Annotated in this window: 12 protein-coding genes; 5 read left to right on the top strand and 7 right to left on the bottom strand. The window is 53.2% G+C overall.

The features are described from left to right. Positions 1-180 precede the first annotated feature (180 nt). The 3 genes from GAL_RS23025 (at position 181) to GAL_RS21265 (ending at position 3,540) form a co-directional block, all read left to right on the top strand. Positions 181-633 (top strand): GIY-YIG nuclease family protein, encoded by a 453-nt coding sequence (locus tag GAL_RS23025; protein ID WP_081731478.1) that lies wholly within the window; start codon positions 181-183, stop codon positions 631-633. A gap of 277 nt (positions 634-910) precedes the next feature. After that, entirely contained in the window at positions 911-2,596 is a 1,686-nt protein-coding gene (locus GAL_RS21270; RefSeq protein WP_024099660.1) for an RcgA family putative transporter, read from the top strand. Beyond that, positions 2,593-3,540, top strand: coding sequence for an alpha/beta hydrolase (locus GAL_RS21265; RefSeq protein WP_024099659.1), 948 nt, complete (start codon positions 2,593-2,595; stop codon positions 3,538-3,540). The genes GAL_RS21270 and GAL_RS21265 overlap by 4 nt, the downstream gene beginning before the upstream one ends. A gap of 27 nt (positions 3,541-3,567) precedes the next feature. On the opposite strand, the gene GAL_RS21260 is transcribed toward GAL_RS21265, so the two are convergent. The 4 genes from GAL_RS21260 to GAL_RS21245 all read right to left on the bottom strand — a co-directional run bounded on the left by GAL_RS21260 (position 3,568) and on the right by GAL_RS21245 (position 9,357). Continuing rightward, the gene (locus tag GAL_RS21260) at positions 3,568-4,308 is read right to left on the bottom strand and encodes a zeta toxin family protein (protein ID WP_024099658.1); all 741 of its coding nucleotides are present in this window, start codon (positions 4,306-4,308) and stop codon (positions 3,568-3,570) included. A 165-nt stretch (positions 4,309-4,473) separates the two neighbouring features. Next, positions 4,474-6,483 (bottom strand): type IV secretory system conjugative DNA transfer family protein, encoded by a 2,010-nt coding sequence (locus GAL_RS21255; RefSeq protein WP_024099657.1) that lies wholly within the window; start codon positions 6,481-6,483, stop codon positions 4,474-4,476. Positions 6,484-6,500: 17 nt separating this feature from the next. Next, entirely contained in the window at positions 6,501-8,819 is a 2,319-nt protein-coding gene (locus GAL_RS21250; RefSeq protein WP_024099656.1) for a relaxase/mobilization nuclease domain-containing protein, read from the bottom strand. Next, positions 8,812-9,357 carry a helix-turn-helix domain-containing protein gene (locus tag GAL_RS21245; RefSeq protein ID WP_024099655.1) on the bottom strand — a complete coding sequence of 182 codons (546 nt, stop codon included), beginning with the start codon at positions 9,355-9,357 and terminating at the stop codon, positions 8,812-8,814. Before GAL_RS21245 ends, GAL_RS21250 begins: the two co-directional genes overlap by 8 nt. Positions 9,358-9,998: 641 nt before the next feature. Between GAL_RS21245 and GAL_RS21240 the strand changes: the two genes are divergently transcribed. Both GAL_RS21240 and GAL_RS21235 read left to right on the top strand, forming a co-directional pair. Further along, on the top strand, positions 9,999-10,763 hold the full coding sequence (locus GAL_RS21240) for a ParA family protein (protein ID WP_024099654.1): 765 nt from the start codon (positions 9,999-10,001) through the stop codon (positions 10,761-10,763). After that, positions 10,760-11,425, top strand: coding sequence for a hypothetical protein (locus tag GAL_RS21235; RefSeq protein WP_024099653.1), 666 nt, complete (start codon positions 10,760-10,762; stop codon positions 11,423-11,425). Before GAL_RS21240 ends, GAL_RS21235 begins: the two co-directional genes overlap by 4 nt. A gap of 23 nt (positions 11,426-11,448) precedes the next feature. On the opposite strand, the gene GAL_RS21230 is transcribed toward GAL_RS21235, so the two are convergent. The 3 genes from GAL_RS21230 to GAL_RS21215 form a co-directional block, all read right to left on the bottom strand. After that, on the bottom strand, positions 11,449-11,877 hold the full coding sequence (locus tag GAL_RS21230) for a hypothetical protein (RefSeq protein ID WP_145957946.1): 429 nt from the start codon (positions 11,875-11,877) through the stop codon (positions 11,449-11,451). A gap of 751 nt (positions 11,878-12,628) precedes the next feature. Next, on the bottom strand, positions 12,629-13,129 hold the full coding sequence (locus tag GAL_RS22040) for a DUF6927 domain-containing protein (protein WP_244462827.1): 501 nt from the start codon (positions 13,127-13,129) through the stop codon (positions 12,629-12,631). A gap of 86 nt (positions 13,130-13,215) precedes the next feature. Beyond that, positions 13,216-14,097: an ArdC family protein gene (locus tag GAL_RS21215; RefSeq protein ID WP_024099648.1), complete on the bottom strand. Its 882-nt coding sequence runs from the start codon at positions 14,095-14,097 to the stop codon at positions 13,216-13,218. Positions 14,098-14,529 lie beyond the last annotated feature (432 nt).

Genomic DNA, 14,529 nt, shown 5'->3' with positions numbered 1-14,529 from the left:
TAAGGAATTTGCACGATGGGGGATGACAAATGAACGATTGCAAAGAAAGCGAAAATAGCGCCTTGGCAGGTCTCGATCTGGTCAACTGTGCGGCAGATAAAACGTCATGGATCTGGGTCTGGGTGATCGTTGCAATCCTCATTTGCGCTATCGCCACATACCTTTGGCGCAAACGGTGACATGAAGCTAAGACGACCGAGAAGAACGATCCCTTGGCTCCGGTTTTCGCGAGTGCCGTGGGGCACTGTCTATTTGCTTCAGTCAAGAAGCGAGCCAAGGCTGTTCAAAGTCGGATTTACGAAACGAAGAACCAAAGACAGGCGTGCTGAGCTGAATCGTGTTGCTGGCGATGATATGAAGATCGTATCAACTGTTTCCCTGCCGTGGGCCAGAAATTGCGAAACTCTGGTACTACGACGCCTGCGAAGAAACCCGTTTCGAAAGCGCGATCGGCGCGGAACAGAATGGTTTTGGCTTTTCGCAACCGAAGATTTTCATAGTATCGCAGACCGTCTCGAAGCAGCCTCTTCACGTATCGAGTTGATAGCGAAATTGAAGCTCTCGTGGCCTCGTGGTGCGACCAAGCGCGTCTTCCGGCCCGAAAGCCGGGAGCGCGCGCCAGGTCAGCTCTAAACCTTAAGAATGCAGAAAAATGATCTCGTCTTCGATGCGGCTTGGCGGCACTGACCAGGCCACGCAGAGACAACCATCCCGGTCTCTGTATCGCTTGCCTACCTCGACAAACTGACCGTCAACTTTGATCGAAATGCTCAGCTTGTCCGGCAAAGACGAAACATCAGTGTGAGAGTGTTGCTGGTTTGTGATCAGCCTTCCGGCCGTAAGTGCTGACTGGTTCATGGATGATTCTCATTGTGATAACCTTGGGTTGTAAGGGTGTGATTGGCGGTGTATGAGGCCCATTGCACGAAACAGAACGAAACGAAACGAAATAGAACAGTGTAAAGTATTGGTAAAACACGGTAAATTTTATGTTCCGCCTCCTGGCGATGACCGTGATTTCAAACAACTTTTTGAGTATTTGGCCTCTGTTGGCGCTGGACGGAAAGTTGGTGAAGACGGAAATGCGGTAGGACCGTGGACCCCAGAGCTGCTTGCGCAGGCAATTTCGCAGATCGACTCGAATGAAAAAGGGGTAGATCTGAGGACCGTGCAGCTTTGGTTTCAGAGTAACGATAAGGGTATCGGTGCAGACAACATTCTTTGGCTGGCAAGAATCTTTGGCTGTGGAGATCCTGAAGCCACCTTACAATGGCGCGCAGAACTGAGTGCAGCAAACAGACGACTTGCTGCGAAGCGGAAAGATAAGAAAAGCAGCAAACAGGTTGCAAGCCTGAGACCGGAAGACGATCTATCCACTAAATCGGCGGATCACGTCAGCACCGAGCGTAACAATGATGGCAGAATTTCAGGGCCAAGGTTCAATCTGGCACAGAAAACAGAATCTATCTTTGGCAGTCAAAGCTCGATGGCATTGCCGCTGGTTATCTTCACTGGTGCTTGCGCCCTTGCTCTGATTGCTTTCACACTAAACATCCATAGTGTTCTTTACGCGCCGGAAGGCGGGCATACAAAGCAGGTCGGTTTTCTGTGGGCACCCAATTGGACAATCGTATTCATTGCGCTCTTGCCACTGTTTCTATCTCTTTTGATCGAGCTGCTGCGTTGCTGGAAAGAGGAATGGCGACCTGAGCTTGTGACGCTGGGAGATCCGGCCTCTGCCAGCGATAGCTGGGAATACAGGCTCAGGGCTGCGTCATACATTTTCTGGACAACTTTTTTTATCACGGTGGTACTGGCATCCGTCTACAACTGGACAGCGACGCATCTTACGCCTTTGCTGAACGGAGACACCGGCTCATGGCCTGTCGATTGGGGCCGAATTGCTATCGTGCGGCCTGAACTCATTTCCGTGCCGAGCGCGATAGCCTTCTCTGGGATGGTTTTTCTATACAACGGCTTCGCTGCCTACTTCTTTTTCGCCGGTCACATTCTCCTGCACCTGATGAAGCATGACTATCTGGGTCTCGCAAAGCGTCTGGACAACAGGTTGGACACTGAGACTGGTCGCGAATTTCAGAGCATCAGCCTCTCGCTCATGTACGGGATTTACCGGTGCACTGCATTAGGCGTTGTGATCACGATCATGATGAAGCTCCAATCAAGCTTTCTGCAATCTGATAGCAGCAACCTAATCACATGGCTTGTAGCTGATGTTCAATCGCTGTTTGAAACCCACCATTATGCCGGATCGCGAAAATTGTCGTTCGGGATCGCTCCAGGGTTTTACTATAGCTTCTTTTGCTTGCTGGCGATTGTTGGCGTCTTCGCGAACGCCTCGATCAAGATACGATGGATGATGGGGCGTCTTGAAGTAAACCAGATCGACCGTCGCTTTTTTTCACCCTGGGCTATCATGGATGGCAGCATGGCGTTGTTGGTGATCAGCTATTTCCTTATCGGCGCCGTACCCGGATTTTCGATCTTCCTGCTTTTTACCTTGGTCGTAACAGGATACTTGCTCACCAAACCTGCCTCCCCTTGGGGTCAGCATTCCCGATATGAAAGGCAAACATGAATCGTACTACCGTGATGGAAAAGGCCCCATTCTTCCCTGAAGTGGCAGAGGGTCCGCGCAATGTGAATGCGTATTGGATTAACACTGACGATAATGTGCGACTCCGCGTTGCCCACTGGCCGTCCGAAGATGCCGCGAAAGGCACGGTGTTTGTGTTCCAGGGACGAACGGAGAACATCGAAAAGTATGGCCGGGCGGTCGAGGCGCTTCAATCGCAAGGATATTCAGCTTTCGCGATTGACTGGCGTGGTCAGGGGCTTTCGGATCGAGCTGATGAAGATCGCATGTTGGGCCATGTTGACAGATATTCCGACTATCAGAAAGACGTGTCGGCAATGCTCAAAGCCGCCGAAGCGCTGGACGTTCCGAAGCCTTGGTTTCTGTTCGGGCATTCATTAGGGGCCTGTGTCGGCCTTCGCGCGCTGTCAGAGGGTTTGCCCATGTCGGCATGTGCGTTCTCCGCGCCGTTGTGGGACATAAATCTATCAGCGTTTCAGCGGTTCGCGGCCTGGCCTCTGACATGGACTGCCCAGCTCATCGGCAAGGGTCATGCCTATGCACCGGGCACACGCGGGGAAAGCTATGTGCTGACGACCCCATTTGATGAAAACCGGCTGACCCACGACGAAAGCAGCTATCGCTATTATCAGAGCGTTTCGGAAAACCTGGAGGATCAGCAAGTCGGTGGACCAAGCATGGGCTGGCTGTATCAAACGCTCAAGGAAACAAAGGCGTTGTCTAAGATCGCGTCGCCTGATGTTCCGTGCATCACATTCTGCGGTGCCGAAGATAGCATTGTAGCTATCCCGGCAGTAGAAGACCGAATGTCTCGATGGTCACGCGGAAAATTCGAACTGATCCCCAACGCAAGACACGATGTTCTCTATGAAGTCGCAAGTGTTCGTGATCGTGTGATTTCAGAGATTTGTGCGTTGTTTTCTTAACCAGGTGGAATTGCGGTTGGAGTTAGTTCAAAGCCCATGGTCATTATCCAGATCAGGGGTCGGATCGGTTAGAAGATCCTGCTTCAATTGTTCAAGCTCGTCTTCTGACAAGGCCCCGGCAGCAACCGTGGCTTCCGCCTGCCGCAAAGCTGCATCCCGAAATTCCGTATCTGTCTCAGCCTGGGCATAGTATTCTTTCGCCCCCTCATATCCAGCTCTCACCGCCCAGCGAGGCGCATTCTCGGAAAACTGAAAGCTCTCTCGACTTAGCTCCGCTACCGGTTCCGCTACTTCGCCGGAATTGTCATAGAGTGTCGATGAATCAGAGAGAGAAATTGCCTTGGGAAGGTTTTCCATAGATCGCTCATAGCGACGGGCAACATCTTCATCGGGTACAAAATGGCCGCCATCGGCCACACGTTGCGAGATCCGATCTATGTTAGCTTCTGGCGTGCCGACACGAACATAGTGCAGCTGAACTTCGTAGCCGGCTTCTTGGGCTTGCTCCATAAGACGAAGCGGCCCGTTGCCCGAAAGCGTGGTTTCCACGGCGAAGGTCTGTTTGTTTTCGATGGCGTCTTGCTGTTGAGAAAGGGCTTCTTTGCCCGCCGAAACAGCTGCGGCGGCTGGATTATCGGGATTCAAGCTGCGAGCAATTGCATCGGGATCAATTACCGGAGCGTCACCGGCCAGCCCCGAAGCTGTGAGGGTGGACTTTCCCGATCCGTTGGGACCAGCAACCACAATCAAAAGCGGTTGTTCTGTCATTTGTATGGCGCGTTGTCCGACCGATCGCGGTATGGTCGTGCTTCTTCTCGACCGCTTTTAGAACGCGCAACATAAACACCGTCAGAACGGCGTTGAATGAGCGGAATACCCCTCGCCTGTTGCTCAGCCAGCAAAAGTCTCTGCCTTTCTTGAAAGGCCGGTTTGTCAAGTCGTGGCTGCTTCATCGGCCCTACTATCCATCCTGCTCTGAACCTCGGCTACAACATCCTTAACCGCATCTGGAGCATTCTCGCCAGAACGCCGACCAGGTTTGCGCGATGGCGGGCGGCGTCGTTTTTTCGCGGCAGCCGAAATACTTGCAAATCCGGCCTCGGCTTCCTTGAGAATTGCACGGCGCTGATCCTCGGTCGGCGGTTGCGATGGCTTTGATCCAGACAAGTTGCTCAGCTTTGCCACTTTGGTTTTCTTCCGCTCATGTTCGAGAGGCGGATAAGGAAGCAAATGGGTTCCCCTCGCAGCATCAATCGGTGCGAAGTGATTGTCTTCGTAGTATCGAATGTGGTCAGCTTTTATCGGATACTGACCTTCTGGAAGGATCAAAACCTTGTCCAGCGGAAACCGCAAAAGCTCGCTTGCAGAAATCAATGGACGTTCTTCTGATCGACGGCTCACATGCGCGCTATCGTCCAGGTCTCGGATGCGTGATTGGCTTTCGCTTTTTGATGTGATCGTCCGCTTGCCCAGAGCTTCAGCAAGCACGGACGCTGTTCTATCATCCTGTGGTGTCATGTAGATTTGGATGCCAGCGCCAGCCAACAATGAACGCCTGTCAGCTTCCCCATAAAGCGACGGTGAATCGAGGCCAGCGATGGATTGGGAAATAATGAAAAACCGACCACCGAATGCCCGAATAGTTTTGATCGACTGCAACACAAGAGGTTGACGGCCGAGTTGGTCAAACTCGTCCATGAGAAACATAACCGGATGTGGTTCATCTGGACCGGGCTCAGCTCGTTGAAGCGATGCGATAGCATCTGCAAAAAGCAGCCTGATCAGAGGTGCAAGGGTTTTCAGATGCTCGGACTGAACTGCGATATAGAGGGTTTGTGGTTCCTTCCTGAAGGTAGAAAAATCAAAATCGCTTTCGGAAGTTGACCGTACAACTGACGGATCAGACCAAAGCTCGAACCCAGCTCCGTTGATCACAGAAATATAGCTGTCCACAATCTTCTGGGTCTCGCCAGCCATTTCATTGAATGTTCTGGAAACAATGGGGATAGCCGTCATGTCCGCATATGATCTGTAGTTGTCCGCGCGTCTGCCGCCCCCACCCATGATCTCGGACGCATAACCTAGGGTTGGCGTGCCTTGCTCGATGGCAAAAAGACAGGACGCGACAAACAGCCGTTTGCCTGCCTGATAGAACCCCTTGGCATTGTCACCTTCGACCACAAGAAAGAGATCGGCCAAAGCATTCAACGCAGTGTATTGCTCATCTGTTGACGCCATGTCTGCGATACGTTGAAGGGGATTAAATCGGTGCGTTCTTGTCACCCGGCCAGGCGTCGGCTTGCCTTCCATGGCAGGCATGTCAACGTAATCGAACGGTGAGAAATACCAGATTTCATTGCCCAACCCCTTCTGGCGATGCACTGAAGACTTTTGAAAATTCTCACCCTTAACATCGAGGACAATGGCTGAACCATTAAAGTGAAGAAGGTTCGGCAGCACGAAGCCGATTCCCTTTCCTCGCCCGGTTGGCGCAATCATGATCGCGTGCGGAAAACGATCGGGTGATGCCGAAATAAATGGCTTATCACTCTTTGGGCGACCCAGCTTGCCGTAGACGAAACCATTCACATCGAAGCCGCCAATCATCTTGTTGCGTCGGATCTCCGACTTGGATTGGAAATGAGCATCGTCATACTGTGTCAAACTGCCACGATAGACACCGGCAACGCCAACAGCGGTCAAAGCGAAAGTCACAGCGCCGGTAATCAAAAATGCCGATTGTAGGATTGCGGGTGATGCCTCAAGGGTTGCCCAGGAGTATCGAAGAAAGAACGGTTGCAGAGGATCAATTGTCGCTACGGATTCCTTTCTGGCAACAACAACGTAGATAGTCGCCAGCATCGAACCAATATAGCCGCCCGCAAGCAATCCGCCGAAAAGCGCCAAGACATAGCGCCAGCGGGTTTCAATATCTTGGATCATGGCAACCTCCTAAACTCTTATAGACTAATATCATCTGACAGGTCTGGCTCGACACTGTGTTCTTTCTCGGCAACCTTGATAGCTGCGCTTTGACGGGCGAGCTGCTGGAATTGATCAACCGGTTCGCTATGCCGCTCATTTCCATCGGAAATGTCGGCTTCGTTGCGAAGCTCTGATCCCACAGCGGCCCGAATAGCAGGGTCTTTGATTTCTTCACGCAACGCAGTGTAGTCCCCTGCCCTAACGGCGTCCAAATCTTCTTGCGATAGCTCCTGCGACATGCGTTCAACGATCATTTCAATCGCTGGAACATCTGACAATCGCTGATACCTCTCACCATAGATCAGCTGATCACGAGCAATGACTTCCTGAAGGTCGCGAGGCACTTCGTAATCCGCGAAAATATTGGCAGCTTCTTCGGACAGGTCGCGCTCAAGTCGGTCATAGGACACTGGAAGTTGACCCGTAATCTCATCGAGCGCAGATACTTGCCCATCTACGAGTTGATCAACCTGCCGTTCTGCGGCCTCCGAATCGAACACTGCACCATCTTCATGCCGCGCAAGATCCAAGTGATTGCGACGTGAAATATCCAGTGAAGTGCGCAAACCAGCTTCATCACGCTCCATGAGCGCAGGCAAAGCGGCCATATACTGCCGTTCGTCGTTCGTCATAGACGATTCAGACGCCATCAAATCGCGCAATGAATCAACATAGTCGCCCGCCGTTTCAAGGTTTTCGTGTTCTGTGCCAAGAGCTGTCGCGGAAACAATCAATGTTTCATATTTGGAGAACACGCTGTCGCTGTCGAAATTCTCGCCAACTCCATTCTCCAACTCAGCCAAAACGGTGCGCGAGTGGTCCATATCCACCTCTGGGCCAACCTCCTGTGCGCGCCACCCCTCGACCTGGCCCGCTGTGCGGCTGGACAACATGAACCGCTCTGCCATCTCTTCGGCATTTGTTCCTGCTCTTTCAAGCCTGTCCTCATGCACAGTAAAGGCCGCTTCAAGTCGTTGCCTCAGATCATCCATCGCCACTTCTGATGCACGGTGCGCGGCGGGATCGTCGCCAAGATGATCACGAGCGGAATGAATGTCGCGTACAATGTCCAGGCTGTAAGGGTCATTGTCAGACGACAACTCGCGACCATGCTGCTCCATGAACGATTCAGAGACAGCGGCGTCCTGCATCAAGCGAGTTTGTTCGGCAAAACGCTCTTCCAGATGCACGCGCTCCGCTCCCGGCTCCATATCTTGAATGTCCGCCCACGCTTCTCGGGCAGACGCAAAAATACGCTCAACATCTTGCGAAAAGCGTTCCGTCGGGTCGATGCGTGGCGTATCAACGTCGGTTGCGGTCATGAGTGAACCTCCTTCTTTCAAAATATCAGATGCAGCGGAAAACATACCGCTCAATTTCTCCATGAACCCCCCCTGCCCTTCTGGGTCGGTGGTCAGGCGGGCTATCGAACTTAGGGATTGGTATTGATTGGCAAAGCTTCTCAGCATCGCTTCGCGCTTCATGCGCTCAACAATCGACATTTTGGGCGCTTCAACAGAAGGTGTTTCCTCGCCGGTCATTTTGAGATTGTCGTGTGCTGCGCGATATTCGGTCTCTCTGGGCGGATACTCAACAACACCGCGAGACAAACGAGACGAAGCATTCAAAGCCACACCATGTTCATTGGCGATTTTGGCATGAAGCTCACGCATCACGTCATAGTTAAGCTCGGATTTCATACTTATCGACAAAAACTGGCCGTGGTCATTGCCACGTTTATCAACCACGAAATGAGCATGGACATGATCAGTGTTGGCATGAAGTGCAGCAACATAGCGCCACTGGTCTCCAAAGTCGCCGGACCCAAACACCGCCCTGCCCCACTCCTTTGCGATGTTCTCCGCCGCTTCCACATCCGTGTCCTTTGGGAAGCTCAAAATGATATGGTCGGAATGTCCTCGCTTGGGGTTTCCGGCCCAACTGCTCGTCCACAGCGGAACCGTGGTTTCTACAGAGTTCTTGTAAAGGCCGCGCTCAATTCCATTGAAGTTCAGCCATGTTGATTTTACCGCCTCATCACGGGTGATATAATCCAGCTGGCGGCGCAGCTCCTTGGGAGAGTGAGCACCGCCATTGCGCACCCTCTTTACAACGGACTGTGGAACCCTTTGTGCGTTGCCTGCCATTGCCCTAGTGGCTCGTTGCTGACGAGTTCCAAGGCGCAGCATGATCGCCTTTTCTATCGGATCGGAGCGCATTCCGGCATGGCGACGACCGATATTTGGCAGCACCTCACCGATGATGGCGTCTTGAATCGAAGTCTGGTTACTCATTCATCGCTCCTCCGATTGGAAAAGCAGCCTCAACGAACGCCCTTTGCCGTGATGCAGACACAAAAGCGACAAGCTGATTAACCGCCTCATCGACCTTCACATCGAGTTGTTGCACGAGCTTCCCGTCCCTTGCATTCCAGGATAGCCGCCCGGACTGCGCCAGCGTCACGAGCTGATTGAGGTTCACACCGATGGCATTTAGCTCTTTTCTCAAACCCGCAAGCGCCTCAATTTCCTCCGACTGAAGATCCAAAACACCCAAGGAATGACGGACAAGACGCCTAACACCGTCCGACATGGTGATACCAAGCGCCTCTGTTTTGGCTTTGAATGCCGCGTGTTCCTCGTCTGAAACGCGCCCTCGGACGTTCTGACCACCGGTCGTCACGCTTCTTTTTTGCTTGCTCAGCCGGATTTTCGTCACCGTCGAACGATGCCGACCGAGCTTTCGCGCAATGGAAGCATCGCTTTCACCCTCAGCAATAAGTGCCTGAATTTTCAGGCGTTCCTTATTGGTGATGCGTTGTTGTTTAGGCACAGATTTTGGCTCCGTCAAAAAGTGTGATAAACTCTTACCACAATATACCGTTCCAGCCAACCGACCTTTTAGGCCGGTTTTCGCTCCTTCGGAGAAGTACCACTTGCGAAAATCGAACAGCCTAAAAGGTCTCCGTTTACGCCACCGGAAACCGATGCAAATCGCGTTTCTTCAACAGGTGGCGAAAGTAATGAGATCGCAAAGCGACCGAATTGCCGTTTAGATCGCCCCAGGCGCGCAGCGCGTGGGCGATCCGCCTTCACACGCACACACACGGAAGATAGGGGCGATCATGCTCCCCACAGGCTAAAATGGCGATTATCCGGCGCTTAGGTGCTGCGGTGCTGCGGTGCTGCGGGGTAAAGGTGACAGGGCATACCGACGCCAAAGCGCGATGCAGCTCAGGTGCCAAGGTGTGACGGTGCTGTAACATATGAGCGCTAAGGCGCTGCAACGCTAAGCCGCCAAGGCGTAACGGCGGCACGGTGCCATGAAGCAACGGCGGAGTGGTGTATTGACGTAACAACGGGACGGCGCTACGGTGCCAAAAAGCCTCGGTGCAACGGGGCGATAGCAACTAGGCGCTAAAGTGCAATGGAATAGCGGTGCAACGGTGCGCCGACATAGAGCAGGAAAAGATCATGAAAGTTATCACTCTCATTCAAACCAAAGGCGGGTCAGGCAAAACCACGCTTGCCATGACAATCGCGAGCGCAGCGCTTGCCAAGGGACAGAAGGTTCAAATGTTCGACGGTGACGTGAACAAGCAGCTTTTGAGCTGGCAGCCTGCCTACATGGACGCGGATTGGGGTCATGTCGAAAAGCCTGATTGGCCAGAGCATTTGCAAATTGACGAACCGCCTGAAAATGTCGAAGCACTATATGAGCGCCTTGAACAGCTCGAAGAAAGCGGCACCGATCTCGTTATCTTCGACACGCGCCCCGGCAGTTATGAAAGCACTGAGGACTATGCTATTGCGGCTGATATGGTTCTGATCCCGGCTCGACCAGCGCAAGCTGAGTGGCGGCTTGTCCTATCGGCTTTTGAATGGATGGCGGAGCTTCAAGCAACATTAGCTAAAAACGAAAGATTTCCGCAGGTCCGCTCGGTCATTGCCAATGTCCCCACAAAAATCATTCAAGCTGCTGCGGGTGTTGGTAAATCCGGATCGCTCCCAAAGCGAGATAAGGAAGTGCTGGACAACATTCTGCAAACGCCGCACCTGGACACAATGATCCCAAACAGTCGTATTCTCGAACATCTGCTTTATCACGGCCCATTGCCGGTCGCTGAGAACGCGCACCGACAAGCGCGTGCTGGCACTCTTATGGCGAACAATTTCGAAGATCTGACACAAATCGCCGTCAGCCTTTATGATGAAATCATTGAGGGGACGAAGGAATGACCCGACGCCGTATCCCCCTGAAAGTAGCTCCTAGCCCTGCCTCGCAGCGCCCGGAAAACAAATCAGTCGAAAAACTCGTCCAATCAAGTCGAGAGCATCAGGAACGAATGCGCAGTGTGGCGGGCAATCACGCAGAGGCCAAAGAAAAGCCAGCGGAACCCGCCAAAACGCGCAAACAGCCAAAGCGCACAAAACCCGAAGCAAAAGAGCCCAAACCCCAACCGGCCACCACAACCGCGCCAAAGCCAGAAACAAACCCGGAAAAAGCTAACACCGCGAGCGCCACGCAACCCATCACTCGCAAGATGACCCTGCATGTGCCAATCAATACCTTGATGGATAGCAGGGCAGGGAAGCTTGCGGAGACGATAAGTAAAGACAGGGAATATGTGATTGCAGCGTATCTGAAAAGAAGCACCGAAGCCCTGCGCAATCGCTGGAAAGCAGGCAAGCTCGATGAGCTGCTGTCAGACGCGAAGCTTTTGCTCGATCAATCGGCTGATAGTGGAACGCGGCCTGAACGGAAGTATCTTGCGCTTGACGTAACAATGATCAGTGATGCTCAAACTCTCTTTGATGATCCGTTGGGACTTTTGTCCGAAAACAAGATCATGAGCGCATTTCTTGGCGCGGAAATGCTCGCGCAGCTTACAAAGGAATGACCCGCAAAAGCGGGTCATTCCGATCAGCAAGACATGTCAGGGATTGGCTCCATACCTGACAATTGCAATGAATCCTGACTGGTTACGAAAGCATAATCACCGCCTTCGCCAATGATCGCCACCATCTTTGCCCACTGTTCCTCGTCAGCTTTGAACTCAGACACGACACCATTCTCAACTGTGAATGCTGCCTGTTCACCAGATTGCGCCAGCAGCACCACCTGCGCCGGGGCAGGGTGCTTTGCGAACTGAACTGAAAGAGTGGCGTTCGATTTGTCGCCAAACACTCGATCAGGATCGCAAGCCAGCGTGATTGAATAACTGTCTTCTGCATAGGAAAACACGGTCATTCCACGCGAAATGGATTGTGCCCATTGTGAGCCTGCGAGCGCAGGCGTTGCAGCTGCAATGAGGCTCATTGCAAGCGAAAGCTGTAAACTAGTTTTCATCACCAATAACCTTCTATTGACATGCACAACTCATGGCAGAATCCAAGCAATGTGACAACATGCTTGTGAAAGAATGCGCGGGCACGCGCCAAGGCGCGCGACATTCGTTTGGTTGGTCCGCCGCCACCTTTCGTCAAAGGCGTAAAGGGGCAAGCGCCAGCAAAGCTGGCGTCAATCTGTCTAACCGTGTCCTCGCGCTATGCGCTGCGGGCCGCACCATAGACAGATTGCCCCCTTGACCCCTCCGCCCAAAGTCGTCGGTCGGGCGTTGCCCTCCCTCCTTTGCCCCCGAAAAACCGTGGGGTTTTTCAGGACAAAGGCGCGAGGCCCCGCCAATGCGGACAGTTAGTCGCGTGTTGATAGCGCCGTGACAGAAAGGGAAGCCATGAACGCGGCAAAGGTTGGCAGACAGAAATGGCCTGACAGGTTGAAGATCTCCATGCGGATCAATGATGAGCTGTTGGAAGTGGGGCAGAGATACCGTGGACAAGACGGGAAGCTCTGCGTTGCCTGGACAGTACCATTCAGCAAGATCAAAAACGAGATCATCTATCTCGAACGGGCAGGGCAGCGCTCTTAGCGCTGCCCACGGTTTGAAATCGCCCGTCAGGGAGGTTTCAAACCCAATTTCAAATCTGACCAAAGGTTAGATTGGGGCGAGGCAGGGCGAAGCTCGGTCTCGCCCCAATTTTCAATGCCAGCACATAAGAAAGGGCCGCGCTGACGGTCCTTTCTTTCGATCTTTTTAGGCTGGCTAAACTTTCGACCAGTTGCGTTGCATGAATCGACTGATGCGGCATGTCGTGCCTGTGTCCACACATTCAAAGCATGTGGTTGCACGGCGGTATCCCGCAAAACGCTCTTTGATAACCTTGAACGTCTGGCGCTCGATTCCGTCACCAAAGGTCAAAGGCTGCTCAAAACGAACAACGTCACCGTGATTGACCTTCCGGCTCACCAATGCCGCATTTTTCCGGCAACGCTCTCGCCACGACACGGCATATTCACGGTCAGTTTCGCTCAACAGGTCAAGCAACTTCTTGGGGGCCATTGCCTCACATGGACCCATGCTTTCCTCCATGTCCTTGTAGCACCATTCGCCACCACCGCGACGGGTCAGGATCACGGCTGCAAAAACATACCGGCCCAAGCTATCGCGGGTGTATCCATAGGTTTCGGTTTCCTCTGTTTTACAGGTCACTTCAACGGCGACATACCAAACTGATCCCTTGCGGGTGGTGAGGATGGGCCGCATGGCCCGATCCTCATTCTCGTATGTCACAAGACGCTCAATTTCGGCCTTCTCGTCGTGGGGCGGGGTGTGAAGACAGGTCCAGCCCATTACGCTGCCTCCGACACTGCGGCCACGCTCTGCTTGCCCAGCACGTAGTCAAAAGCTTTCTGGGCCTGTGCTGCCGCCTTGAAAATAGCGTTCTTGTCGTCCTTGAGTGCTTTCAGCCAGCCTTCAACATAAGCTGCGGTCTGATCAAAATGCGGCTCAAACCCAAGATGAACGGCAAGAAATGCGCTGAAAATCTCGGCTTCAAGTTCGCCCATTGAATACTCGGCACGGTTCGCAAACTTCTTCTGGGTGCCAATGCGGTGATCGGCCAAGACATAATGCCCGATTTCATGGCTCAAGGTGCCGTAGTATCCGGCTGCATCGTAGAACGTGGCAACAGGTGGCATATGAACCTGATCGTTCTTCGGGTCATAGTAAGCTTGCGGCTTATCGCTGGTGACAATCTCAGCGCCGATAGCGTCAAAGAATGAATCAAGCTCCGGGTTCGCTTCGGTGCCAAGATCGCGGGGCGGTTCGGGGCGGATATAGTATTCCTCGGGCAAGCCTTCGATCTGATCCACGTTGAAAACGCTGAAATACTTGACCACGCGCACGGTCTCTGCCTCGCCATCGACCTCCTTTTCATAGGTTCCATAGTAGACCGATTTCGTGGACTTCGCGCCCTTTTTGACGCAGCCGCCCAATTCCAGAGCTTGCTTGAATGTCATCCAGCGCGCGGACTGATAGCCGTGCATCATGGCCGTCGCCCAAAGCATCAACACATTGACGCCCTGATACTTCTCGCCATTGTGCCGCAACGGAAAAGATGCGCCTGCCATGTCACCCGTCCACGGTTTGCGCCAAGGCGGGGTGCCTGCCTCGATCTGCTTAATGATGGTGTCAGTAACGTGCTGCTTAATGTCGAACCGTGCTTTTGCCATGTCTGGCCTCCTTGTGGTGCGCCCGTTTCGGTCTGGTGCCAAAAATGGGCATCGGGGTTTTTGGACAGCGCGAATGCGCCTGCTCCTGAAACCTCGAATGCGATGAAAGAAAGGATTGGGAGTGATCAGGGAAAATCGACGGGGTTGGTGCGGGCAGGCGGCACAGCCGCCAACACGGCCCTGTCTATTTTCATTGATCACGGCGGCATCCCTGCCGCAAACGTGTCGCCGCGGCGTTCGGCTCTGCCGAACCCCAAGACACCAAAAAAACCGGATCGCTAACGATCCGCTGCCCCATGCGACCGTCACCCGAATGGGCAGATCGGCGCGGTCCTGGGCGGGCATGAGACAAAGGACGGGGCGCGGCTCGGTGAGACGCGACCAGGACTATTGGATCAGCTCGCACAGGAGCGTGACGTTCTGGGCGCAAGC

Origin of the sequence: Phaeobacter gallaeciensis DSM 26640 (genome assembly GCF_000511385.1) — a bacterium.
GTDB classification, from domain to species: domain Bacteria; phylum Pseudomonadota; class Alphaproteobacteria; order Rhodobacterales; family Rhodobacteraceae; genus Phaeobacter; species Phaeobacter gallaeciensis.
This window is presented reverse-complemented; position numbering and strand designations above follow the sequence as displayed.